This is a genomic window from Neptunomonas sp. ABH4_499 (assembly GCF_056160565.1).
Genome location: NZ_JBSWXK010000003.1, coordinates 175,942 through 199,054 on the forward strand (window position 1 = coordinate 175,942; position 23,113 = coordinate 199,054).

General features: G+C 50.7%; 25 protein-coding genes. 6 read left to right on the forward strand and 19 right to left on the reverse strand.

Annotated features, from left to right (window positions below):
• Positions 1–4 precede the first annotated feature (4 nt).
• Together ACXAF9_RS04145 and ACXAF9_RS04150 are read right to left on the reverse strand one after the other, a co-directional pair.
• Positions 5–595: a PQQ-dependent sugar dehydrogenase family protein gene (locus ACXAF9_RS04145; RefSeq protein ID WP_475070789.1), complete on the reverse strand. Its 591-nt coding sequence runs from the start codon at positions 593–595 to the stop codon at positions 5–7.
• A gap of 136 nt (positions 596–731) precedes the next feature.
• A complete protein-coding gene (locus ACXAF9_RS04150) occupies positions 732–2,177 on the reverse strand; it encodes a catalase (RefSeq protein ID WP_475070791.1) in 1,446 nt (481 codons plus the stop codon).
• 214 nt (positions 2,178–2,391) lie between these two features.
• Between ACXAF9_RS04150 and ACXAF9_RS04155 the strand changes: the two genes are divergently transcribed.
• The 3 genes from ACXAF9_RS04155 to ACXAF9_RS04165 all read left to right on the forward strand — a co-directional run bounded on the left by ACXAF9_RS04155 (position 2,392) and on the right by ACXAF9_RS04165 (position 4,767).
• Positions 2,392–2,811: a Rap1a/Tai family immunity protein gene (locus tag ACXAF9_RS04155; protein WP_475070793.1), complete on the forward strand. Its 420-nt coding sequence runs from the start codon at positions 2,392–2,394 to the stop codon at positions 2,809–2,811.
• Positions 2,812–3,012: 201 nt separating this feature from the next.
• A complete protein-coding gene (locus ACXAF9_RS04160; RefSeq protein WP_475070796.1) occupies positions 3,013–3,519 on the forward strand; it encodes a hypothetical protein in 507 nt (168 codons plus the stop codon).
• A gap of 60 nt (positions 3,520–3,579) precedes the next feature.
• The gene (locus ACXAF9_RS04165) at positions 3,580–4,767 is read left to right on the forward strand and encodes a peptidase C39 family protein (protein ID WP_475070799.1); all 1,188 of its coding nucleotides are present in this window, start codon (positions 3,580–3,582) and stop codon (positions 4,765–4,767) included.
• Here ACXAF9_RS04165 and ACXAF9_RS04170 read toward each other — a convergent pair.
• On the reverse strand, positions 4,724–6,184 hold the full coding sequence (locus ACXAF9_RS04170; RefSeq protein WP_475070803.1) for a RimK family protein: 1,461 nt from the start codon (positions 6,182–6,184) through the stop codon (positions 4,724–4,726). The two genes, ACXAF9_RS04165 and ACXAF9_RS04170, sit on opposite strands and share 44 nt — an antisense overlap.
• 8 nt (positions 6,185–6,192) lie before the next feature.
• Complete coding sequence (locus ACXAF9_RS04175; RefSeq protein WP_475070806.1) at positions 6,193–7,314, reverse strand: peptidase M42; 1,122 nt, start codon at positions 7,312–7,314, stop codon at positions 6,193–6,195.
• A 258-nt stretch (positions 7,315–7,572) separates the two neighbouring features.
• On the opposite strand from ACXAF9_RS04175, the gene ACXAF9_RS04180 reads away from it, so the two are divergent.
• Positions 7,573–8,157, forward strand: a complete 585-nt coding sequence (locus ACXAF9_RS04180; protein WP_475070810.1) for a glutathione S-transferase family protein — start codon at positions 7,573–7,575, stop codon at positions 8,155–8,157.
• 49 nt (positions 8,158–8,206) lie between these two features.
• Here the strand turns inward: ACXAF9_RS04180 and ACXAF9_RS04185 are convergent, their stop codons facing one another.
• The 5 genes from ACXAF9_RS04185 to ACXAF9_RS04205 are packed head-to-tail and all read right to left on the reverse strand — an operon-like array spanning position 8,207 to position 12,634.
• Entirely contained in the window at positions 8,207–8,557 is a 351-nt protein-coding gene (locus ACXAF9_RS04185; protein ID WP_475070815.1) for a hypothetical protein, read from the reverse strand.
• 56 nt (positions 8,558–8,613) lie between these two features.
• Entirely contained in the window at positions 8,614–9,435 is an 822-nt protein-coding gene (locus ACXAF9_RS04190) for an ABC transporter permease subunit (RefSeq protein ID WP_475070817.1), read from the reverse strand.
• A complete protein-coding gene (locus ACXAF9_RS04195; protein ID WP_475070819.1) occupies positions 9,435–10,346 on the reverse strand; it encodes an ABC transporter permease subunit in 912 nt (303 codons plus the stop codon). The genes ACXAF9_RS04190 and ACXAF9_RS04195 overlap by 1 nt, the downstream gene beginning before the upstream one ends.
• On the reverse strand, positions 10,343–11,479 hold the full coding sequence (locus ACXAF9_RS04200; RefSeq protein ID WP_475070822.1) for an ABC transporter ATP-binding protein: 1,137 nt from the start codon (positions 11,477–11,479) through the stop codon (positions 10,343–10,345). Before ACXAF9_RS04200 ends, ACXAF9_RS04195 begins: the two co-directional genes overlap by 4 nt.
• Positions 11,480–11,530: 51 nt before the next feature.
• Positions 11,531–12,634 (reverse strand): polyamine ABC transporter substrate-binding protein, encoded by a 1,104-nt coding sequence (locus tag ACXAF9_RS04205; RefSeq protein ID WP_475070825.1) that lies wholly within the window; start codon positions 12,632–12,634, stop codon positions 11,531–11,533.
• A 146-nt stretch (positions 12,635–12,780) separates the two neighbouring features.
• Here ACXAF9_RS04205 and ACXAF9_RS04210 point away from each other — a divergent pair, with 146 nt between their 5' ends.
• The gene (locus ACXAF9_RS04210; RefSeq protein WP_475070828.1) at positions 12,781–13,926 is read left to right on the forward strand and encodes a tRNA-queuosine alpha-mannosyltransferase domain-containing protein; all 1,146 of its coding nucleotides are present in this window, start codon (positions 12,781–12,783) and stop codon (positions 13,924–13,926) included.
• Between the two features lie 9 nt (positions 13,927–13,935).
• On the opposite strand, the gene ACXAF9_RS04215 is transcribed toward ACXAF9_RS04210, so the two are convergent.
• The gene (locus ACXAF9_RS04215; RefSeq protein WP_475070831.1) at positions 13,936–15,417 is read right to left on the reverse strand and encodes a helicase HerA-like domain-containing protein; all 1,482 of its coding nucleotides are present in this window, start codon (positions 15,415–15,417) and stop codon (positions 13,936–13,938) included.
• Between the two features lie 187 nt (positions 15,418–15,604).
• Between ACXAF9_RS04215 and ACXAF9_RS04220 the strand changes: the two genes are divergently transcribed.
• Positions 15,605–16,213, forward strand: a complete 609-nt coding sequence (locus ACXAF9_RS04220; RefSeq protein WP_475070834.1) for a hypothetical protein — start codon at positions 15,605–15,607, stop codon at positions 16,211–16,213.
• Between the two features lie 46 nt (positions 16,214–16,259).
• Here the strand turns inward: ACXAF9_RS04220 and ACXAF9_RS04225 are convergent, their stop codons facing one another.
• From ACXAF9_RS04225 to ACXAF9_RS04265, 9 genes are all read right to left on the reverse strand, one after another.
• Positions 16,260–16,715: a hypothetical protein gene (locus tag ACXAF9_RS04225; protein ID WP_475070837.1), complete on the reverse strand. Its 456-nt coding sequence runs from the start codon at positions 16,713–16,715 to the stop codon at positions 16,260–16,262.
• Positions 16,716–16,724: 9 nt separating this feature from the next.
• Positions 16,725–18,191 (reverse strand): hypothetical protein, encoded by a 1,467-nt coding sequence (locus ACXAF9_RS04230; protein ID WP_475070841.1) that lies wholly within the window; start codon positions 18,189–18,191, stop codon positions 16,725–16,727.
• Positions 18,192–18,360: 169 nt separating this feature from the next.
• Positions 18,361–18,984, reverse strand: a complete 624-nt coding sequence (gene ureG, locus ACXAF9_RS04235; protein ID WP_475070843.1) for an urease accessory protein UreG — start codon at positions 18,982–18,984, stop codon at positions 18,361–18,363.
• Between the two features lie 17 nt (positions 18,985–19,001).
• On the reverse strand, positions 19,002–19,676 hold the full coding sequence (locus tag ACXAF9_RS04240) for an urease accessory protein UreF (RefSeq protein ID WP_475070845.1): 675 nt from the start codon (positions 19,674–19,676) through the stop codon (positions 19,002–19,004).
• A complete protein-coding gene (gene ureE / locus ACXAF9_RS04245; RefSeq protein WP_475070847.1) occupies positions 19,654–20,148 on the reverse strand; it encodes an urease accessory protein UreE in 495 nt (164 codons plus the stop codon). Before ureE ends, ACXAF9_RS04240 begins: the two co-directional genes overlap by 23 nt.
• Before the next feature lie 21 nt (positions 20,149–20,169).
• A complete protein-coding gene (ureC, locus tag ACXAF9_RS04250; RefSeq protein ID WP_475070850.1) occupies positions 20,170–21,873 on the reverse strand; it encodes an urease subunit alpha in 1,704 nt (567 codons plus the stop codon).
• Between the two features lie 11 nt (positions 21,874–21,884).
• Positions 21,885–22,190 (reverse strand): urease subunit beta, encoded by a 306-nt coding sequence (locus ACXAF9_RS04255; protein ID WP_475071126.1) that lies wholly within the window; start codon positions 22,188–22,190, stop codon positions 21,885–21,887.
• Positions 22,191–22,202: 12 nt separating this feature from the next.
• Complete coding sequence (gene ureA / locus ACXAF9_RS04260; RefSeq protein ID WP_475070852.1) at positions 22,203–22,505, reverse strand: urease subunit gamma; 303 nt, start codon at positions 22,503–22,505, stop codon at positions 22,203–22,205.
• 229 nt (positions 22,506–22,734) lie between these two features.
• Entirely contained in the window at positions 22,735–23,106 is a 372-nt protein-coding gene (locus tag ACXAF9_RS04265; RefSeq protein WP_475070854.1) for a Na+/H+ antiporter subunit G, read from the reverse strand.
• Between the last annotated feature and the right edge of the window lie 7 nt (positions 23,107–23,113).

Genomic DNA, 23,113 nt, shown 5'->3' on the forward strand with positions numbered 1-23,113 from the left:
TGGATTAAATGAGACTTTGACAAGCGAGGGCGGGCGACGTGACTCCGCCGCGCTGCTTATCGAAAGAGTAGCCTTTACCGATGTACTCATCGCTGCAGTTTCCGGTAATACCAAGGACAACATAGATACGCTTATCAGGACCAACTCGTACGGTACGGCTGCTGTGGCCACTGCCATCGGGCAAATCCGCAATGCGCTGTACATTTTGAAGTTGCTTGCCCTTTACGCCTTGGGCTTTATACACCCCTTCGGTGGAGGCGATGAAGATATCCTTGCCACGAAACGCAACACTGTGGGGGTAATCAAAGGTGGCGGATAGCGCGGTGGGGTTGGATCGATACGGCGGGCTTAAGCGATACACATAACCACTTTGTGACCCCATAAACAGATCCCCTTGCTCATTAAAGCTCAGCATCCTTGGGGATTTAAGGTCGGTGGTGAGCAGCTCCAGCGTGTAACCATCGGCCACCTCCGCGGTAACGGTTTTTCCGCTGATCGTTAACGTCTGAATACCCGCCCACACAGGCAGGGTTACAAAGCACCCGATACTGCCCAATACGACCGCCGTTTTAATACTGACTGGGGTGCTTTTCATGCTCATCCTGCTCTTTGGTCCTGTTTTATCTAAAGATTAAGATACCCTATTTTGTGCTCAGTTCCTTTGGCGTGCCTTTACATAAAAAAGGGGCGCACTTGGCGCCCCAACAGCTCATGCTGAGTAAGAGATCGTTTTAAGCCTTGGCAAGTGCAGCGCGCACGCCTTTGGCGTATTCAGGGTCGCACTGTTCGAACAAGGCGATTTGGCGCTCGATAATCTCATCCGGTACGCCTTGCATGGCCGCTGCAATGTTGCTGAACAAGCGTTGCTTTTGCGCATCATCGAACAAGTTAAACAGCGCCCGCGGCTGACTAAAATCGTCGTTACCTTCGCGGTGATTAAAGCGATCCATGTTGCCATCGATCTTTAGCGGCGGCTCTTTTACATCCGGGTTTTCCACAGGGCCACCAAACGAGCTTGGCTCGTAATACGCATCATCACTGCCATGTTTATGGCCGAAAAAGTTCATCGAACCGTCTTTGTGGTAGTGGTGTACGGGACACTTAGGCTGGTTTACCGGTAACGCTTCGTAATGGGTACCCAAACGGTAACGATGCGCATCGGCATAGCTGAACAAACGCGCCTGCAACACACGGTCAGGCGAGAAGCCAATCCCAGGTACCGCATTCGATGGTGAGAACGCCGCCTGTTCAATTTCAGCAAAGTAGTTATCAGCGTTGCGGTTCAGCTCCATGATGCCAACCTCAATCAACGGATAATCACCGTGCGGCCACACCTTGGTTAAATCAAACGGGTTGTATGCGGTTTTATCGGCATCGGTTTCCGGCATGATCTGCACACAAACACGCCATTGTGGGTACTCACCTTGCTCAATCGAACCGAACAGATCTTCCTGAGTTGATTCGCGGGTTTGACCGACAACACGCTCGGCTTCTTCGTTGGTCCAGTGCTTATGACCTTGCAACGTTTTAAAGTGGAACTTAACCCAGAAACGCTCGCCATCATTGTTCCAAAATGAATAGGTGTGCGAACCGTAGCCATTCATATGGCGAATATCGGTAGGCAAACCACGATCACTCATCAAAATCGTCACTTGGTGCAAAGATTCTGGCGACAAAGACCAGAAATCCCACATGGCCGTTGGCGAGCGCAAGTTGGTGCGCGGGTGACGCTTTTGCGTGTGGATAAAGTCGGGGAATTTTAACGGGTCACGGATAAAGAACACCGGCGTGTTGTTACCGACCAAATCCCAGTTACCCTCTTCGGTGTAAAACTTAAGCGCAAAGCCCCGCACATCTCGCTCGGCATCAGCTGCGCCCATTTCACCGGCCACCGTTGAGAAACGCGCCAGCATGTCGGTTTTTTTGCCCACTTCGGAGAAGATCTTAGCGCGGGTGTATTTGGAAATATCCTGAGTCACCGTGAAGGTCCCGAACGCTCCCCACCCTTTAGCGTGAACGGTACGCTCTGGTATGCGCTCGCGGTTTTGGTGCGCTAACTTCTCTAACAACTGCCAATCTTGCAACATAACAGGGCCGTTAGGGCCTGCAGTTAAACTGTTCTGGTTGTCGGCAACCGGGCTACCGGCTGTGGTCGTATGGAATGGACACTTGCTCATGGTGATTACCCTTTATTTATGCGTTTTATGTTCAAGGCGGTTCGTACTTGATCTGTTTGGATAAGAATAAACAGAGATCATTCATGTTAAAAATTTATTGTTTCTAACAGGTTAATTAATTAAACCAATAACCAAGTTCCCGAGTGTGCGCATGACCCGACACAAAGGGTTGTGCTATGGTTGCTCAAAACTCATCAACGTTAGGGATTCCATCATGAAGGGACTACTACCTGTGGCTGCGCTGTCGCTGGCCTTTTTCAGCAGCCAATCCTACGCACTGACTGGACAGGAGTTTCATGATAAGTGCCAAGGGCTCTACTCCTCCCCTGGTAAAGAAACACCACAAGAAGCCGTTTCGCGTGCTTTAAACGCCGGTTCTTGCTCGGGTTTTGTGGGCGGTATGATTGAAGGCGTCAGCCTGATTGGCCGTATGCTGGAGCACAAAGGCGCGGTTAAGCACAACTTTATCTGCTTACCACAAGGGAAAAAATCGCAACAGCTGCTTGAAGAGGTACTCCTGTATGTCGAGCAAAACCCTGAGGTCGCGAACGAGCCTGTGCAAGTGAGCATTTATAACACCTTTGCGAAAAACTACCCCTGCATTGACACTTCGGCTGAACAGCCCGCTCAATAAATAAACGCCTAGCTAACACGACCCGCTGCCCTGTGGGTCGTGTCCTCTTTTTTTACACCCATGATTAAAACACCTGTTTGACAGGTGAACTTTTCCCTATACTCTGCGACTAAGTTTCTGATTTGTAGTCTTTCATCAATGAAAGGCACATGATTTGCTTAATGGAATATGAACAAAAGCCTTTGTATAGGGAGATCCACCATGGCTAATTCTTCATACAAGGCAGAGATTTTAAAACTCACTAAAATCTGCAGTCTGTCCCTGTTGACCGCAATGACCAGCATCGCCCCTGCCCACAGCGCCCTTATTGGCGTGGATTACACCATTGATTTAGGTTCGGCAGGCCTTTTTGAAAGCGTCACCCTTCCTTCACTTGAGATTGGTTCCTTATACGGCATCTACATGTGGAACGGCAGCGAGTTTATCTACAAAACCGAATTGCCGGCCAACGTGCCTTACTATTTCACCCCAGGCACCGATGTCTTTCGTGTAGTCGGCGTCGAAAACGCCGAAGATTTTGACGAGAACGACCCAACTAATATCGACATTTCGGTTACTTATACTCAAGGCCCTCAAAACACCTACACAGCAACACCGGTGTATGACGACACGCCTGTACCCTTACCCGCCACCTTACCATTGGTGGGGCTTGGCCTAGGTATCATGTGGTTGCGACGCTTACGAAAAAGTCCGCTACAGGCGGCGTAATCCCTTTATTTTTACCCCGTTTAACGCCATGATGAAGACCTCCTTTCTGGTGGTTTCATCATGGCTTCTTCAGACCCTATTTCACCAACCTCTTCTACACAAATATCCTCTACTCTTGTGATCCGTGATGCAAAAAAAGAGGACTTGGACGCACTCGATCACATTGAAAACAAAAGCTTCCAAGGGGACCGACTCTCTCGTCGTCGTTTGCATCATTGGCTAAAAGCAAAGAACCGAGTGATGCTGGTGTGTGAGTGGCAAGGGCGCGTCATCGGTTATGGCTTGGTGCTGCTTCATAAAGGCACCCGACTTGCGCGCCTCTACTCTTTAGCGGTGATTCAAGCAGGCCAACCGAAAGGCTACGGTCGCGCTTTGCTCGAAGCTTTGGAGCTTGCCGCTTCTGAGCACGGTCGCTTTTTTATGCGCCTTGAGGTTTCCCAACATAACGCGCGTGCCATCGCTTTGTACGAATCCTTAGGGTATTGGTGTTTTGATCATTACCATGACTATTACGAAGACCACTCCGATGCGCTTCGTATGCAAAAAAGGATTCGCAAAGGGCCAGAGCACAGTCCGGTCAAAAGTACGCCTTGGTATCAGCAAACCACAGAGTTTACCTGCGGCCCATCCGCCTTGATGATGGCGATGGGAGCCTTAGCGCCCGAAACGCTTAAGCAGCCCACATTGCGGGAGCTAGAACTGGACATATGGCGCGAGGCCACCACCATTTTCATGACCTCTGGTCACGGTGGGTGTCACCCGGTTGGACTAGCCTTGGCCGCAAAACGACGAGGCTTTGAGGCCAGTGTCTGGTTGAGCACCGCAGAGCCACTCTTTACAGAAGGTGTGCGCTCGCCTCAGAAAAAAGAGGTGATCGCTCTGGTGGATCGACAGTTTAATCACCAAGCGTTCGATGCCAATGTGGATATTCACTACCAAGCACCGACACAAGTCTTGTTGGATGAGGCGTTAAGCCAAGGGGATTCAGTGCTGATCTTGATCAGTACTTATCGTTTGGATGGTCGAAAAGCGCCTCATTGGGTAACGGTGACTGCAACCGACCCTGAGTGCATCTACGTGCACGACCCAGACCCGGATGATCTATCGAAAGACCCACTGGATTGCCAGCATGTCCCGATTGCCCGTGAGGCGTTTGATTCGATGTCACAATTTGGCCGTGACAAACTGCGCACGGCCGTGGTGATCAGCGCCCGCGTTTCTCTAGACGATTCGCAAACTCCGTCATGATCAGCATGTAAAGCTCGTTACCCAAGTAAAGATCTTCCACTTTATGATCGATGCTTGGGTTATCGTTTACTTCGATCACAAACACATCGTTACCGCGCTGTTTAATGTCCACGCCGTACAGACCGTTGCCGATCATATCGCACGCTTTAAGGGCCGCTTGCAGCACCGCTCGCGGCACCTCAAAGGTAGGTAAGGTTTCAAAACCACCGGAGTTAAAGCGCTTGGATTCGTGGTTGTAGATCTGCCAATGGTTTCGCGCCATCATGTATTTACAGGCGTAGATCGGTCGGCCGTTCAGTACGCCGATTCGCCAATCGTATTCGGTAAACAGGTATTCCTGCACCAAGACCAGAGCACTCTCGCTGAACAGCTCATCCAAGCGCGCTTTTAACTCAGCACGGTCTTTCACCTTATACACACCACGCGAGAACGACCCTTCAGGCATTTTTAACACCATTGGGTAACCAAACTCGGCTTCTAAGCCATCTAAGTCCGCCTCTTCGGAGTTGATCACCACATGGGTCTTGGGCGATGGTACGCCGTTGTAGGTAAACGCATCATGCAAAAACACCTTGTTGCAGCATCGCAGAATCGAGGTGGCATCATCAATCACCACCAGCCCCTCTTTTTCGGCTTTACGCGCCAAGCGGTAAGTGTGGTGGTCAATCGCCGTCGTTTCACGAATAAACAGTGCATCGTATTGGGACAGTGGCCCTAACTCATCCGCGCTAAGGACATGCGCGTGTATGCCTACTTTTTCAGCGGCTTTTACAAAGCGACTGATCGCCACTTTATCACTCGGTGGCTGCTTCTCTTCTGGGTTAACCAGCAACGCCATGTCCCAGCGGTAACGCTTGCGGTGTTTCGGCGAGCGCCACACATCGGTCACAAACTGATTCAGCTGATCAATAAACTGACGGCGCTCATCCTCGCTCAGTTGGTTTAACGCACCACGTTCAACGTTCACTGGCTGATCGGCTTTGGCCTGAATGCTCAAGCGTAAAATCGGGGAGGCGCTCTGTTCAAACACCCGCTTGCCCATCTCGGCAACCACAGACTTATCGGTAGCATCACCGATAAATTGCCCAAAGAAGAACCAGTAATCGCCGTTGTCCGCTTCGGTTAACGCCGTTAAGTGGTTACCCAGTACGCTGTACAGATACGCTAAATCGCTTTCACGAAGATCATTAATGGCTCGCACACTAGGCAGCACGCGATGCTGACGCGCTTCGGCTAACAAGGAGCAATAATAACCGCGACTTAAGTAATGACGGGTGTCGCACAAGTTGATTAAACGCGTTTTGCGCTCGTTCTTTTTTGGGTAGTCCGCTAAATATTGTTCAAACGTGATGATGTCCGGCAGTTCAGCACCGGCCAGATCATCCGCTTGGTCAACCACAATCAATGTCTTAAACATATCCATTCCTAAACCTGTGCTGCAGGGGGGGTGGTCGACTCAAGACCGCACAAATGCGTTAATACGTGTATAAACCCAACCACCGCCGCTTTGTTCGCAGTCTCGGACATGGTGTGATAGCCCGAGGTTGGGATCTGTAATGTCGTACCGTCCACCAATCCGTTGGACGAAGCAATGATTCGGCCCATCTCGGTCGAACCGATAGAGGCGGGCTCGTCACCGCGCGCGATGGCTTCTTTATTCAGTGCTTCGACGTACTGATCTTTAAATAAATACTTCAAGCCCATTTGACCGCACAACTCGGCCAACCGATCCGTCAACGGCTGATTAAATGCCGCGTTGGCATCGCGGTAGCGCAACACCAACTGCTGACGAGACGCCGCTTCAAAATCCGGAAACGGGCTGGTATCAACCACAATTAATTGGTTGGTCGATGCGCCAAAGCGGCGGAACCACTCCAGCAAGTAACGCCAACTTTTACCGGCCTCCTCTTGGGCGGTAAAAAACGCCGTACCCTGAAAGCCCAGCTCAAACAGGTACACCAACACGGCCGCCGTCAGTACGTTATCCAACTGCCCAACCAGCGCATCCTCGGTAACGGTCAAACGATCCTGAAACGCGACCGGCGTGCCTGCAACCAAGTGGTTTAACCCACTGAGTTCAAAGATCAGGTTATTTCGATGTTCACAGATGTACGCGTTATCGATTTGGCCTTGACCTCGGTAAGCACCGGACCACGGCTCGTAGGCATACACCGACTCATTCGCAAAGCGGTGGACGATCTTTTTCATCAACTGCTCGCTGACCGAGTTGCCCAAAAGGTCCGAGCGCGCGCCAGACACAAACGCCGCATACTGAAACTCATTGGGGCCTGTGCACACCAAACCGTGTCGGTCGATGTGAGCCGAGAACATCTGGCTGGTCGGGTCATTACCTTGCGCAACCAGCACCCCTTCGTACCAACTCACGCGCGCACCGCGCTCTTCCAGCTCACGCTGTAAAACCCGAAAGAAAGAGTGTTCTGCCCCTACAACACACGGACTGCGCACAAGGGATTTTAAGAGATCGATAAAAGCACGCGGCACTTCGGGAGCAGCAGACGTACTGCCCGATCGGTCGACATCGGTCATGTATGATTCAAGCCTCGATCTTAGATGGCGCTGCTAATGATGAGCCCACTAAGACGCTTAAAAAGTGAAGGAAAAATAGGGTGGATCAAAATCGCTAATTATCACGCTTTTTAAAGCGCTGTAAATAAAAAATGGCCGTTGACCCCAATAAAAATACGCAACAGATAATGATGGCTTTTCGATGGTAACTTGGACGAAACCTAGGTAGGGTGAAACGCTTAATTGGGTCTACATTAACCACCGAGACAGGAGGCTGTCATGCAGCTAGTAGGTTCTCAAACATCCCCTTACGTGCGCCGCATTCGCCTTTACACCGAAGGTAAGCCGGTTGAGTTTGTTAACGTCAGCATCATGACACCCGAAGGTCGTGACGCCCTGCGCGAATACACACCGATTATGAAAGTGCCGGTGCTGGTTGCCCAAGATTTAACCCTGTTCGATTCACGCCAAATCCACCGCTATCTTGCGACAACCTTTAACGATGCGCCGCTCAGTTGGGAGCAGGAAAACCTGTTGACCTTGATCGATGCTGTGAACGACTCCTTGGTCACGCTGTTTATCAGTTTCCGCTCGGGGATCAATATCGATGAGCCTGATCTGTTGATTGCCAAGCTGCAAAAAGAGCGGATTGGCCAAACCATGCATGTGCTGAATGATGAGGCCGAGCGCGGGGCCTTCGATGAGTGGCATTACCCCTCCATCGCTCTGTACTGCTTATTGGATTGGGCGGTATTTCGCGGACTATTGGACCTTGAACCTTACACGGCGTTACTTAGGTTTTACGAGACCCACCGCACACACGAGCACTTAAAAGAGTCCGACCCACGTTTGGCTGATGCCTAAACGAAAAAGCCCCGCACGAATGCGGGGCTCCACGATGATGCAGTTGGGCTTATTTAGCCAGTTTCTGCATTTCATCCATGGCTGACTGGCTCGCTTGAGTGGCCAGAGCAGAGAACTGTTCGCCTTGGCTTTTCAGCAGTTCGAACAACTCTTTATTAGCGGTCATGTTGAACTTAACAACGTCTTCTGGCGTTTTCAGCTCTTTCGCTTTATCCATTTCACCTTTAAAGAAAGAAGCCAGCTCTTCGCCCGACTTTTTCTGCAGCTCGATGGACTTGTTCAGCGTAGAAGCTTGCAGCGCCATCAGAGATTTCATTGTTTCCAGCGGTTTTTGAAAATCCATGTTAGTCATGTGAGATACTCCGGTTAGGTTTTGTTGCACTGCACAATTTAAGTTCATTGTAGAGCACCTAACCGGGAAGTCAACGACTTTTTGTGCACTGCACAAAAATATTTTTACGAGGCCTGCTCGGCTTGAGTTCGCTTCTCGGAGCGATACATAATCCACCCCGCCATCAAGACCGCAAAGGACACGACACCCACAATTAAGGTGGCTAACGCGTTGATCTCTGGGCTAATCCCTAAACGCACTTTGGAGTACACCACCATCGGCAGCGTTGTCGACCCTGGGCCTGACACAAAGCTTGCTACGACCAAGTCATCCATCGAAAGCGTAAAGGCCAGCAGCCAGCCCGCCAACAGCGCCGGAGCAATCAAAGGCAGCGTAATCGCCCAAAACACTTTAAGCGGTTTAGCCCCCAAATCCATCGCCGCCTCCTCTAGGGAGACATCCATGTGCGATAAGCGACTTTGCACCACAACCGTGACGTACGCCATCGAGAAGGTGATATGAGCAATGGTAATGGTCATCTGGCCACGACCTGCGGGCCAACCAAAACTTTTCTCCAACGCCACAAAGAGCAGCAGCAACGAAAGGCCGATGATCACCTCTGGCATCACCAACGGCGCTGTCACCATGGTTTCCAGTGCGCCACGACCTTTGAAACGCTTGTAACGCACGAGAGCCATGGCCGCCAGTGTCCCTAAGATCACCGCAAAGGTCGCGTTGGTGGCCGCGATTTTGACACTGAGCCAAGCCGCCTCCAAGATTTGATCGTTCTGGAACAGCTCGCCATACCACTTAGTGCTAAAACCCGACCACACCGTCACCAAACGCCCCTCGTTAAAGGAGTAGACGATCAAGCTCACAATCGGCCCATACAGAAAGGCATAACCAAAGAGTAATACGGTCATCACGACCGGCATTTTACGCCACATCAGATTCCCTCCTCGGCACGACGCTCAAAGTGACGCAGCGCCACAAACGGAATGATCAACACACACAGCAATACCGCGGCCAGTGCCGACGCTAATGGCCAGTCTTTGTTGGAGAAGAACTCGGTCCACAGCAGCTTACCGATCATCAAGGTATCAGGCCCCCCTAACAGATCCGGGATTACAAACTCGCCCATGACGGGGATAAACACCAACATCGCACCGGCCAATACCCCCGGTAGCGAGAGCGGCCAGGTGACTTTCAAAAACTGTTTCCAAGGTGGGCATCCCAAATCCGCCGCTGCTTCAAGAAGGGTGTCGTCCAATCGGATCAGCGTGGCGTACAGTGGCAACACCATAAAGGGCAGATAGCTGTAAACAATACCGATGTAGACCGCTATCGGGGTGTGCAACATCTCGATTGGCGTATCGGTGATACCTATCCACATCAAAAACTGATTGATAAGACCTTCGTTTTTTAAGATACCGATCCAGGCATACACCCGAATTAAAAACGAGGTCCAAAACGGCAGGATGATCAACATCAAAAGCGGCAAACGCAGATGGGAAGGCGCTTTTGCGATGCCGTACGCCATCGGGTAGCCCAGTAACAGACACAAACAGGTAGATATGGCCGCCACCTGCACCGAACTCCACAGCGCATTGATGTAGAGATCATCCTCCAGCAAAAAGAGGTAATTGCCAAAGTTAAGCTGTATGGTCAAAAGACCGTCTTGAAACTCTTGAATCAGATTGGTGTACGGCGGCTGCGCTAATTGTGCTTCGGCCAGACTGATCTTAAGTATGAACAGAAACGGCAACAGAAAAAACAAACCCAGCCAGAGCCAAGGCACGCCGATGATTAGGCTGCGCCCTCTAAAGTACCGTTCTTTAAAGGCGTGCAAACGGGTCATTCGGTCAACACCCCGCAGCTGGCTTCGCTCCAACTTAAGCAGACTTTTTGCTCCCACGTCAGCGGTTGCTCGGCCAGCGCTTGAATGTTCGATTGGGTAAACTGCACACGTTTACCTGAGGCCAAGTCCACGTGGTAAATCGACACATCTCCAAGGTAGGCGATCTCTTTGATCACACCTTCAATTTGGTTGGCATCACCAGTGCGCTCTGGGATAAGACGGCATTTTTCAGGGCGGATCGCGACGGTCACTTCGGTGCCCGCCACCAGCGGTTGACTGTGATGCACTCGCAACAAGGAATCGCACTCATCGCTTTGGATCACCACGGTGTCTTTTTCCTGCTCGACCACATAACCACTCATCAGATTCACGCTTCCGATGAAGGAGGCCGCAAAACGGGTCGACGGGTATTCGTAAAGACGACGAGGAGGGTCGATCTGCTCGATACGTCCATCACGCATCAAGGCGATCCGTGACGACATGGTCATCGCCTCTTCTTGGTCGTGCGTGACGATGATAAACGTCATGCCCAAACGCTCTTGGATGTTCACCAGCTCAAACTGGGTTTTCTCACGCAGCTTTTTATCCAAGGCCCCCAACGGCTCATCCAACAGCAGAATTTTCGGTTGTTTCGCCAAAGAGCGTGCCAAAGCAACCCGTTGACGCTGACCACCCGAAAGCTGATGCGGTTTACGCTTCGCCAACTGAGAGATCTGCACCAGCGCCATCATCTCGTTAACACGTTCTCGACGCTCTGCGGCAGGCATCCCCTCTTGCTTTAAGCCAAAGGCGATGTTGTCTTCAACGCTCATGTGCGGAAACAGCGCATAGGACTGGAACATCATATTGATCGGGCGACGATACGCAGGGACTTGAGTCACATCCACGCCATCGATAAAGATACGACCTGAGGTTGGGGTTTCGAACCCTGCCAACATACGCAACAGTGTGGTTTTACCGCAACCAGAGGAGCCGAGCAGCGAGAAAAACTCGCCCTTATGAATGCTTAGGCTCACGTCATCAACGGCGTACACATTACCGAAGCGTTTAGTGACGTTTTCAATGCGGACAATTGGCTCACCCTCTGGGGCTTGCCACGGTTCTTGCGGGGTAAAGGAACGACTTTGCGTCATGAACTGCATTTGCTCCAAAAAAAGCCTCCAGTGAAGGAGGCTCGGTATTAATTACTGCCCAGTCTTCACTCGCGTCCAGAGGCGTGTCATGGTGCGCGCCTCCCGATCGCTTGGGGTCTTAATCGTGATTAATGATTTCAGTTTATCACCCGTTGGGTAGATACCCGGATCATTACGGATCTCTTCATCCACCAGTTCAGTGGCGGCTTTGTTCGCATTCGCGTATGCCACATAGTTGGTTACGGGTGCGATCACTTCTGGACGCATCAAGTAATTGATAAACACGTGCGCTTCTTTCGTGTTTGGCGCATCTTTTGGCACCACCATCACGTCGTTCCACACCACTGCGCCCTCTTTTGGCACAAGGTACGCAATCTCGACGCCGTTGTTCGCCTCAGCCGCACGGTCACGTGCTTGCAAAACATCACCGCTGTAACCGTGAGCCACACACAGATCGCCGTTGGCCAAATCGTTAATGTACTGAGAGCTGTGGAAGTAACGAATGTTGCCACGCGTTGCGTTGACCACTTCGGCGGCTTTGTCTAAGCCCGCTTTGCTGGTGTCATTCGGATCTTGCCCTGCATACGCTTGTGCCGCTTTGAACACTTCGTTGGGGTCATCCATTAAGGAGACGCCACACGCGCTCAGTTTTTTAGCCACTTCCGGATCAAAGATCAGTGCCCAGGTATCCAGCTCTGCATCGGCACCCAGAATCTCTTTCACTTTAGCAACATTGATACCAATACCGGTTGTGCCCCACATGTATGGCACGGCATATTCGTTACCTGGGTCGATATCGGACAGGGAGTTCAACAGGTCTTCATCCAAATTACCAATGAGCGGTAACTGAGCCTTATCCAGCTTTTGGTAGATGCCCGCTTTGATTTGACGGTCCACAAACGGACGCGCCGTTGGGAACACCACATCGTAGCCACTGTTGCCTGCCAGCAGCTTGGCTTCCAGCACTTCGTTGGAATCGTACACATCGTAGACGACTTTAATGCCCGTTTCGGCTTCAAAGTTCTTCAAAGTATCTTCTGCGATGTAGTCAGACCAGTTATAAACATGAACTTTACCTTCCGCCTGCGCAGTCAAGGCAGTGGCGGTGAGTAGTGCAGTCAGCAGCGCTTTTTTCGGCGAGACACTCAGCGTCATAATTGCAAATCCCCTTATTTGGAAGACAAGTCACTCCGGTATTGGAAATCTCATGATAGAACGATATGAATCGTCCTTCAAAAAACGCAAAATATGACAGGAAACTGAAAAATTACCATCACTTTTTAACCGGATGTCGCTTTTTTATGCGTGTACTGATTCTATCGGCGTACGAAGCTCAAAGTCACCAGCAATGGCACCAAGGCTTGGTCCAACACTGCCCCTATTGGGACTTTACGGTACTGACCTTACCAGCCCGCTTTTTTGCCTGGCGCATCCGCGGTAACAGCCTAAGTTGGGCATTTGGCGAGGCTCGCGCCCAACTTGAAGCCCCGTATGATTTAATCGTTGCCACCAGCATGGTGGATTTAAGCGCGCTAAAGGGCTTCGTCCCTGCGCTCGCCAATACTCCATGTTGGGTCTACTTCCATGAAAATCAGTTTGCTTACCCAACCACTGAGCATCGTCACAAAAGCGTTGAGCCTCAGATGGTTACGCTCTACAGCGCCTTGGCGGCCGATGGTATCTCGTTCAACTCCGAGTTTAATCGCACCACCTTTTTAGATGGGGTAGCCGCGCTTCTCAAAAAGCTGCCCGATCATGTGCCTCAAGGTCTGGTTGAGCGTCTCGCCGCCAGTAGCGATGTATTGCCCGTCCCGATTGATGATGCACTGCGCTTTACTCCGCCGGATACGCCCCCTACATCAAGCAAAAAGGCCGACCGACCTCTCAAGATTGTGTGGGCGGCACGGTGGGAGTACGACAAAGGGCCAGATCGTTTACTGGCTATCCTAAACACCCTTAAGGAACGTCGCGTGCCGTTTCGCTTAGCGGTGTTGGGGGAATCGTTTCGCACAAGCCCCGCTGAGTTTGAAGAGATCAGACACCGCTTTTCCAAAGAGATCGATCAATTTGGTTATGCAGCCAGTAAAGCTGAATATCACGCCTGGCTTCAACAAGCCGATGTGGTGTTATCCACCGCCACACATGAGTTTCAGGGGGTATCGGTGCTGGAAGCGGTAGCACTTGGGTGCACGCCGGTTTTGCCCAATCGCTTAGTCTACCCAGAACTCTTTGGCCCTACGGCATGTTATGCAACCCAAAGCGGTGACGGACTCAGCTTCGATCAAGAGGTCAATGCCGCTTGCGACCGGCTGGCCGCACTTCAACACGCCTTTAACTACGAGGGCAATCCGCCATCAACTGAGTTTGATGTGACGCGCTTTTATTGGCGATCACAGATAGAAAACTACACAGCGCGGATGCAGCAGATTGCTAACATCCGCGCTTAAAACGCGAGGTTATTTCAACAGCGAGCCCAGAATACCGCGCAGTAAGCTTTTACCTACGCTTCGGCCCACGCTACTGCCGATACTGCGCACCACCGATTTCACCAAGGCCTCGGTAACGCTCTGGCGGGAGCTACCGCTTGATCGACGGCTCTCTTTGCGGGCGGCTTTTTCCTCTGCTTCGCGCGCGCGCTCGGCGTTCATCTGCTCCATCTGTTTTTCCACACGTTGCTGCAGCTCTTCGTGGGCCGAATGCGGGTCGTAGCTTTCTTGATAGCGACGATGCATCGGGTCACGCTCGATGATCAACTCGCACTCGGCTTCGCTGGCAGGCCCGATGCGGGACTCAGGCGGGCGAATCAAAGTACGCTCCACCACGCTTGGGATACCGCCCTCTTGAAGGACCGATACTAACGCCTCACCCACGCCCATCTCGGTAATGGTGGATTCCGTATCCAGATTGGGGTTGGCTCTAAATGTCTGAGCCGCCACACGCACGGCTTTCTGATCTTTCGGCGTAAAGGCGCGCAATGCGTGTTGAACACGGTTACCCAACTGGCCCAGTACGTTATCCGGCAAGTCCGCCGGGCTTTGGGTGATGAAGTAGACGCCCACGCCCTTAGAGCGGATCAAACGCACCACTTGTTCGATCTTTTCAATCAAGACTTTAGAGGCGTTGTTAAACAGTAAGTGAGCCTCATCAAAGAAGAACACCATGGTGGGTTTTTCTTGATCGCCGACCTCGGGCAGGTTTTCAAATAGCTCCGACAAAAGCCACAGCAAGAAGGTCGCGTAAACGCGCGGGCTTCGAATCAGTTTTTCCGATTCAAGGATGTTGATGATGCCGCGCCCATCACGATCCACCTGAATAATATCGTCTAACTTAAGTGCAGGCTCACCAAAGAACAGATCCCCGCCTTCGCGCTCCAGCATCAAGAGTTTTCGCAAGATGGCATTAACTGAGGCTTTCGATACGGCTAAGTGCGCATCAATCTCTTTGCCGTGGTCAGCAATGAACGACAAGGTGGTGCGAAGATCATTAAGATCCACCAACAACAAGCCTTCATCGTCGGCAAATTCAAACGTTAACGTGAGGACACCTTCCTGAGTATCGTTAAGGTCCAACAGCTGGGCCAACAACTGCGGCCCCATTTCAGAAATGGTCGAGCGCACAGGCGTGCCCTTTTCGCCGAACACATCCCATAAAGAGATCGGGTAGCCTTGCTGGGTATAGCCATCGATGCCGATTTTTTCAAGACGCTCATCCACCTTAGGGTGCGGCTTACCCGCTTGTGAAAGGCCGGTTAAATCGCCTTTAACATCCGCCATAAAGACGGGGACACCCAACGCCGAAAAGCCTTCGGCCAAACACTGCAATGTGACCGTTTTACCCGTACCGGTCGCACCTGCAATCAAACCGTGACGGTTCGCGTAACGGGGGTTTAAATAGATACGACCCTGATCGTATCCGCCGATTAGAATTCCTTCGGACATTGTGTTCCTCACTGCTGTGGATATCGGGTAAGCCGTCTAGCCTAGTGTGTTAGCTGTTTATAACAGCTTAATCGGTGGATGTCTTGATGGGTGCTCAAAAGTAAAACAGGTGTTTACATTCAGTTTCGGTTAACCTGCTTGAATTGAAAATGAACATCACAATTTTTGAAGCGTACATAGACGTACAATGACAAAGTTCTCAGGTCGTATCATTCAATGGAGTGAAGAGGACGGCCGTGGTGTAATCGAAACTTACCACGAAAGTGCTACCATTCCATTTAATTTCAGCGGTATCGCCGATGGCACCTTTAAGCCCGATACCGGTGAAAAAGTTTTATTTACCCTAAAGCCCGTCTCGGGTGGTCGGTTACAAGCGTTTGATATTCGCCCAAAAGGGCTGAGTGTTGGAGCATACCGATTCTCCCGCGTACCCAGCTCCTTATGGTTTGCGGTTGGCTTTACGTTGGTATTAACCGTCGCCTTAGCCTTGTGCGGTGTGTATCTGCCGTTTGTGCTGTATGTGGTGATGTCGCTGGTGTGCTGGCTGACCATCCATCGCGACAAACAACGCCACCGCTACCGTAATCGTGTACACGGTATTGAGCTTGCGATTGCCGAGTTTCTAGGTGGCTGGGCAGGCAGCCGACTCACCCAGCAAGCGATGAACCACATCAACCTGGACCCAGCTTATCAAAAAGCCACTCGGTTGACGGTTTCTTTGCATATTTTGGCACTGGCCGCCGTTCTGGTGTACGCCGCTACACCGAAGGTCAATGATCTTTTAATGCTATTTTGATGGGGTTTCATGGCTGCGACGTCGCAGCCATATTGTTAAGCGTATTTTAAAGTTGTTCGTATTCAATTTTTGATTCATCAAAGCCTGAATTAAACATCAATTTATTTTCCTTCCATTCATCAAGACCTTTAGATGTATTATTCATCTTGATAAATTCTATTTTAGGAAATTGAGTGAATACAGGATTTTCACGATTACACCAAACTACAGAATAGATATAGCGAAAAACATCCATCAGCTCATCTCTGTCGTAGTCCCAACACTCGCCAGATAGCTCTTCAAGCAATCGATCAGTCACATGAGGGCTTGCTAACACATATTCCAAACTCAACTTTAAGTACAAAAGGTCCTCATGTTTACGAGCATACCTAACCATATCATCTATGTAGTCATCGTACTCATCAAAGCTATCTGCAGGAAAATCATGCTCTGAGAACCACATTGTGGTCACATAAGCTAAACATACTTTAATCATGCCTAAACTAATTTTAGGTATCATCATTAACTCCAATTAGTCATCATAACTTTTTGTAGACTGATTCCAGTTTTTAGCACTGGGATAATGTTGGACAACATCCCAACGACCTTTAGACTTATTCCATGTAACTGTTGTGGTCGTCCTAGTAATTCCCTCAACTTCAGTGTAATCCGGATAGACCTTTCCTACTTTTTGAGTCGCAATATCTCCAACTTTAACAGCTGTCGACTTAACACCCACATATCCATCATCTATAGCTCTTCCATGATCAACTACTTCACTATATCTAGTGGGTTCATCATGTTCAGGTGCTTTCGATAGATCAACAGAATTACGTCTACTTATTTCCGATAATGCGTCATCTCGTGTTCTCTCCCACTCTTGATACGAATTGAATCTAGTGGATGCAGGAGTTGGACTAAAAACATCATCTGAAGCTATACCAGTTTCCACTCTTCTTATTAGGTCGGCATCGGAAACCTCAGGTCCATGGCGTGCAATGCTATGGCCATCATCAAGAGCTTCGTACTTCATAGCATTATTTTTTGCTTGTTCTTCTATTCTATCTCCGAGTTTACTCGCACTCCCGACTTTTGACAGCTTGGTAACCGCACCAACCCCGGCACTTGTGATTAAATTCGCGCCAATTTCAGCTTCGTTTAGCTCGAAGATAGGGTCTATTTTGTATGGCACCGAATTACGGAACGTCTCCGTATCAGTGCCCAAAACAGAATCAGATAATAAAGAGTATCCATCAGCAGCCGTCTTCACGCCATCTGTTGCAAGGTTAAATGCTTCCGGCCCAAAGTTAGCGATACCTTTTGATATACCACTTAAACTTTCCTCAGGGTTATGTACCAGTGCATCTACACTTTGTATTACACCATGCCCTACACCGGCTAAAGCCCCCATTACTTTGCTACCCGCATATTTAGGGAAGCCCAATACGCCACCTTCTTCGACAGCACTATCAGCGGCAGCTTCCCAATAATCTTGGGCAGACTCTTGAGCACCTCTTAACGATTTAGCATTGGGTGATTGATTCACAAAACCTTTAGCTTCTGGCGCTATTTTTGGCTTTTCGACTACCTTTGCAGGCTCAAGCGGTATGGGATACTGATCCTCTAATAAAGCCTTAACCTCGGCAAAATAATCTTGCTCTTGGCGGATGTTCTCCTTCCTCGGCTGCCCCAAGAGATGGCGAACCTTAAATTCGAGCATAGAAGGCAGGAAGTTACGTACCGTTCCTTTTGAATCGACTGCGTAGTGCTGAGCGACATTCAAAATAACGGTGACTCTCCCCTCCTCAATGTCATTAGCACGCACATAGGGAAACTCTATTGAGTGGGTTTTGAACTGCTCATGTAGATGGGAAGAAGCAAAGTCTCGATGATCCGACACGCCATGTTGATGGCGCAGCGTTTGAATCGCTTTCTTAGGGTGCATGATGTAAGGCACATCACGCGCGACTAGCTGTGAAGTACGTTTGATTTTTAGCATCACTCTATCCTTGAGTTAATGCACAGATAGTATGTTTAAATAGATACCACTAACAAGAGTGGTGATTAAGTGACAGATCGACCTCGATTGGTCAGGTAAATGTACAAGCCATGTCTTCGTGCAGTTAAGGCAGCCGAAGCTGCCTTATCTCAATGCCAATTAACCGACATCAAGCCGCGTCGAGCATACCCTGCTTAACAATAAACTCGATGATCTCCGGTAGGCCTTTCCCCTCTTTTAGATTTGAGAACACATAGGGAGAGGTTGGGCGCATACGTTTGGTGTCTTGATCCATCACATTCAGATCCGCACCCACATACGGAGCCAAATCGATCTTATTGATCACCAATAAGTCCGAACGGGTAATACCTGGGCCGCCTTTACGAGGGATTTTCTCGCCTTCGGCCACATCGATCACGTAGATGGTTAAATCCGCAAGCTCTGGGCTAAAGGTGGCGCTTAGGTTATCGCCGCCGCTTTCGACAAACACAAGGTCCAAGGTTTTATGGCGTTTTGCCAGCTCTTCCACGGCGGCTAGGTTCATGGAGGCATCTTCACGGATGGCGGTGTGCGGACAACCGCCGGTTTCGACACCGATGATGCGGTCGGCATCCAGCGCTTCGGCGCGGGTCAGGATTTTGGCATCTTCTTGGGTGTAGATGTCGTTGGTGACGACGGCAATGTTGTAGGTATCGCGCATCGCTTTACAGAGGGCTTCTAGCAAAGCCGTTTTACCGGAACCGACTGGGCCACCAACACCAATGCGCAGGGGTGATTTGTACTCTTCGCTCATGATCTTTCCTTACGCTCTTATGAGCGGAATAAACGTGTGTATTGTGTTTCGTGTCGGCTACTGGCAATCGCCAATGCCGGTGTTGAGCTGCAGATGTCCATATCCTCTATGGTCATGGCACGCTCGATTAACTCTGGAATAGAACCCGAGAGCCTCAGTAACAGTTGCTGACCGGATGTCTGTCCAAGGGGCACCAATTTGACGCCAGCCATTACCGCGTTTTCGAGCCAGCTCCACGCATAGCCAGAGCACGCCGAGGTTGGGTCTATCTCAAACTGGTTCGCCGCCAACGCAAAACCGGCTACCTGCGTGGAAGGGATGGCTTCGCACCACAACTCAGGAATCTGGATATCCAGTTTAGGCAGTAATGCAGCCAAGGCCGCACCGCGCTGTTTTTCCTCTTTGCGCAGCTCTTTTGTCTCGCGCGAGGCTAATAAGCGCTCTACCCAATAAAGACCACTATCGTCCTGATTGGCCAAACTGTTCATCACACGCAGCAAAATCGGCAACTCTAGGGTGGCCAAACTGTGCTGCATCACACTGATCAACCACGCCTCAAGCGAAGCTTCATCGTTCACCCATTTAGCTTCGATCGCCCACTCCAGCCCTTGTGAGTAAGTGAAAGCACCAATGGGTAACGATGGGCTGATCAGTTGATATAAACGAAGATCAGCCAGCATGACTGTGCTCATGGATGTGCGCGTTGTGGTGTTCGTGATTATGCGAATGCCCGTGACCATGACTGCCGCCATATGCACCGGCCTCTGGCTCGAACGGGGCTTGCTCACAGATCACTTGCGCACCAAGGCCTTCGACCATCTCATCCAATACATGATCGTGTAGGTAACGCACATAATCGCCACCGACTTCTAACGGCACATGACGGTTGCCAAGGTGATACGCCACACGGGTCAGCAGGTGGGCATCGTCTGTACGTACCGTCGATACCGATTCATCAGCCGAGACAATCTTTACAACAAAACCATCATCGGTGCTCAGCAAGTCGCCACCGCGCAAGGTAATGCCACGCTGGATAAACAGCCCCGCCTCTTCGCCGTTATCCAACTCGACGCGTAGGCGGCTTTTGATCCGCTTGTGGATCGGTAAGGAAAGCGTTGCCTCATGCGCGGTTTCAGTCGTTAAAATGCGTGTTAACTGTTTCATAAAATCCTTATCACCCAATGCCTAAAACAGGAAGTAACGTTGTGCCATCGGAAGCTCCGTGGCGGGCTCACAGGTAAGCGTGACGCCATCGGCTTTTACTTCGTAGGTTTGTGGGTCTACGGTGATATCGGGCTGATAATCGTTATGGATCATGTCGGCTTTACGCACAGTACGGCAGCCTTTTACTTCACCGATTAAGCTCTTAAGGCTTAAAGATTCTGGGATCTTAGCCTCAATGGCCGCTTTGGATAAAAACAGCATCGAGGTTGCGTGACACGCACCGCCAATCGCACCAAACATGGGGCGGTAATGCACCGGCTGTGGTGTTGGGATGGACGCGTTTGGATCGCCCATCGGCGCTGCCGCAATCATGCCACCTTTTAAAATGGTGCTGGGTTTAATGCCAAAGAAGGCCGGCTTCCAAAGCACGATATCCGCCAACTTACCCACTTCAATGGACCCTACTTCGTGGGATACGCCGTGCGCTATGGCTGGGTTGATCGTGTATTTGGCGATGTAACGCTTAATACGAGTGTTGTCGTGTTGATCGTTATCGCAGGTGAGTGGGCCACGCTGCACTTTCATCTTGTGCGCGGTTTGCCATGTTCGGGTAATCACCTCACCCACACGCCCCATCGCTTGCGAATCCGAGGAGATCATCGAGAACGCGCCTAAGTCATGCAGGATATCCTCTGCGGCGATGGTTTCACGGCGAATACGGGATTCGGCAAACGCTACATCTTCGGCAATGCTTGGGTCTAAGTGGTGGCACACCATCAACATATCCAGATGCTCATCAACGGTGTTGACCGTGTAAGGTCGCGTTGGATTCGTGGAAGATGGCAGTACGTTGTTTAAACCTGCCGCTTTGATGATATCCGGAGCATGACCGCCGCCCGCCCCTTCGGTGTGATAGGTGTGAATCACTCGATCGCCAATGGCGGCCAAGGTGTCCTCAACAAAACCGGATTCGTTCAGGGTATCGGTGTGGATGGCAACCTGTACGTCCATCTCTTCAGCAACGGATAAACAGCAATCAATGGAGGCAGGCGTTGTACCCCAGTCCTCGTGCAGTTTTAAGCCCATCGCACCTGCGGCAATTTGCTCGCGAAGCGATTCGGGCTGGCTGGCGTTCCCTTTACCCAATAATCCGATGTTCATCGGTAGATGATCCACCGCTTGGAGCATACGATGAATGTTCCAAGGCCCCGGTGTACATGTGGTCGCGTTAGTCCCTGTTGCAGGGCCTGTGCCGCCACCAATCATCGTGGTGACACCCGACATCAAAGCATCTTCAACCTGCTGTGGGCAGATAAAGTGGATGTGCGCATCGATACCGCCTGCGGTCACAATCGAGCCTTCGCCCGCGAGAACTTCAGTGCCAGGACCCACTATGATGTTCACATTGGGCTGTACGCCTGGGTTACCGGCTTTACCAATGGCTGCAATGCGCCCATCTTTGATGCCGATATCGGCTTTAACGATACCCCAATGATCAACAATCAAAGCATTGGTAATGACCAAATCGACCGTCTCGGCACTGACACTTTGGCTCTGTCCTTGGCCATCACGAATGACTTTGCCACCACCAAATTTAACCTCATCGCCGTACGTGGTGTAATCGCGTTCCACTTCCAGAATCAGCTCGGTATCGGCAAGACGCAGTCGGTCTCCCGTGGTTGGGCCAAACATCTCTGCATACGCTTGTCGCGTAATCGTAACCATGACTATCTCCTTTACAGTGGGCCCATTATCTTGCCTTGGAATCCAAATACTTCTCGCTCACCAGCGTAGGCCACAAGCTCGACGGTTCGGCTTTGACCGGGTTCAAATCGCACAGCCGTACCCGCGGGGATGTTTAATCGGAAACCGCGGGTTTTATCCCTATCAAAACTCAACGCGTTATTGGCTTCAAAGAAATGGTAATGGGAGCCAATCTGGATAGGACGGTCGCCTGTATTGGCAACCGATACACTGACCGTTTCGCGGCCAACGTTCAGTTCGATCTCTCCGGCTTTGGGCAGTAACTCTCCTGGAATCATCACAGTACTCCTTTACACGATCGGGTCATGGACGGTGACAAGCTTGGTGCCATCCGGGAAGGTCGCTTCCACCTGGACTTCGTGGATCATCTCGGCCACGCCGTCCATCACATCATCAGCACCGAGCAAGGTGCGGCCGTAATCCATTAACTCAGCAACGGTACGACCATCGCGCGCGCCCTCTAAAATGGCCGCACTGATGTAGGCCATCGCCTCGGGGTAGTTGAGCTTAAGCCCTCGATCCTTTCGTCGTTCGGCCAGCAACGCAGCCGTAAAGAGCAGTAACTTGTCTTTCTCGCGCGGGGACAGTTCCATCGAAGTTGGGCCTCCTAAACCTGATCATTAAGTCGCTATTTGTCGATATAGCCTATGTAATTAGTAACCTAAACAGCAAAGAACATACCAGAGATACGTTTTGATCGGGCACAAAAAAGCCCCAGTTAATGGGGCTTTGTATACAATCTAATTTTTTGCCGACACTGCTGATGTTCTATTTTGGTGCTTATGTCCAAATTAGGGATTCATGCGCACCAAAAAAGAGCAATCAATCTTTCGCTTCCGGCGGTGGTGCGCGGTGCTTAGCCGTATCGAGTAAGCGGCGGTTTAAGGAACCTTTTAAAATCTTCACATTGTAGTGCAACGCGGTTTTGGCCATCATCATCGCCGAGACCGGTGCCGTGATGAATAAGAAGATGGTGATCAGCATCTCGTGGGTTCCAACGCCATCGGTTGTGACCGTCGTTAGAATCATAGAAGCCAGCAAGATACACCCCATACCCAGCGTGGTCGCTTTTGTAGGTGCGTGCAGTCGCATGTAAAAGTCAGGTAATCGCACCAAACCAATCGCTCCAAGCAACACAAACGTGCTACCGGCGATGATCAAGGCCGAAATTACAATTTCAATCCAATATGGCATCAGTCAG

Coding starts and splice junctions, on each gene's coding strand:
- ACXAF9_RS04255 (WP_475071126.1), bottom strand. CDS start 22,190: ATGATTCCAGGAGAGTTACTGCCCAAAGCCGGAGAGATCGAACTGAAC.
- ACXAF9_RS04145 (WP_475070789.1), bottom strand. CDS start 595: ATGAAAAGCACCCCAGTCAGTATTAAAACGGCGGTCGTATTGGGCAGT.
- ACXAF9_RS04155 (WP_475070793.1), top strand. CDS start 2,392: ATGAAGGGACTACTACCTGTGGCTGCGCTGTCGCTGGCCTTTTTCAGC.
- ACXAF9_RS04225 (WP_475070837.1), bottom strand. CDS start 16,715: ATGATGATACCTAAAATTAGTTTAGGCATGATTAAAGTATGTTTAGCT.
- ACXAF9_RS04215 (WP_475070831.1), bottom strand. CDS start 15,417: ATGTCCGAAGGAATTCTAATCGGCGGATACGATCAGGGTCGTATCTAT.
- ACXAF9_RS04165 (WP_475070799.1), top strand. CDS start 3,580: ATGGCTTCTTCAGACCCTATTTCACCAACCTCTTCTACACAAATATCC.
- ureE (WP_475070847.1), bottom strand. CDS start 20,148: ATGAAACAGTTAACACGCATTTTAACGACTGAAACCGCGCATGAGGCA.
- ACXAF9_RS04160 (WP_475070796.1), top strand. CDS start 3,013: ATGGCTAATTCTTCATACAAGGCAGAGATTTTAAAACTCACTAAAATC.
- ureC (WP_475070850.1), bottom strand. CDS start 21,873: ATGGTTACGATTACGCGACAAGCGTATGCAGAGATGTTTGGCCCAACC.
- ureG (WP_475070843.1), bottom strand. CDS start 18,984: ATGAGCGAAGAGTACAAATCACCCCTGCGCATTGGTGTTGGTGGCCCA.
- ACXAF9_RS04190 (WP_475070817.1), bottom strand. CDS start 9,435: ATGTGGCGTAAAATGCCGGTCGTGATGACCGTATTACTCTTTGGTTAT.
- ACXAF9_RS04240 (WP_475070845.1), bottom strand. CDS start 19,676: ATGAGCACAGTCATGCTGGCTGATCTTCGTTTATATCAACTGATCAGC.
- ACXAF9_RS04220 (WP_475070834.1), top strand. CDS start 15,605: ATGACAAAGTTCTCAGGTCGTATCATTCAATGGAGTGAAGAGGACGGC.
- ACXAF9_RS04175 (WP_475070806.1), bottom strand. CDS start 7,314: ATGACCGATGTCGACCGATCGGGCAGTACGTCTGCTGCTCCCGAAGTG.
- ACXAF9_RS04180 (WP_475070810.1), top strand. CDS start 7,573: ATGCAGCTAGTAGGTTCTCAAACATCCCCTTACGTGCGCCGCATTCGC.
- ureA (WP_475070852.1), bottom strand. CDS start 22,505: ATGGAACTGTCCCCGCGCGAGAAAGACAAGTTACTGCTCTTTACGGCT.
- ACXAF9_RS04185 (WP_475070815.1), bottom strand. CDS start 8,557: ATGAACTTAAATTGTGCAGTGCAACAAAACCTAACCGGAGTATCTCAC.
- ACXAF9_RS04200 (WP_475070822.1), bottom strand. CDS start 11,479: ATGACGCAAAGTCGTTCCTTTACCCCGCAAGAACCGTGGCAAGCCCCA.
- ACXAF9_RS04230 (WP_475070841.1), bottom strand. CDS start 18,191: ATGCTAAAAATCAAACGTACTTCACAGCTAGTCGCGCGTGATGTGCCT.
- ACXAF9_RS04170 (WP_475070803.1), bottom strand. CDS start 6,184: ATGTTTAAGACATTGATTGTGGTTGACCAAGCGGATGATCTGGCCGGT.
- ACXAF9_RS04205 (WP_475070825.1), bottom strand. CDS start 12,634: ATGACGCTGAGTGTCTCGCCGAAAAAAGCGCTGCTGACTGCACTACTC.
- ACXAF9_RS04150 (WP_475070791.1), bottom strand. CDS start 2,177: ATGAGCAAGTGTCCATTCCATACGACCACAGCCGGTAGCCCGGTTGCC.
- ACXAF9_RS04210 (WP_475070828.1), top strand. CDS start 12,781: ATGCGTGTACTGATTCTATCGGCGTACGAAGCTCAAAGTCACCAGCAA.
- ACXAF9_RS04195 (WP_475070819.1), bottom strand. CDS start 10,346: ATGACCCGTTTGCACGCCTTTAAAGAACGGTACTTTAGAGGGCGCAGC.
- ACXAF9_RS04265 (WP_475070854.1), bottom strand. CDS start 23,106: ATGCCATATTGGATTGAAATTGTAATTTCGGCCTTGATCATCGCCGGT.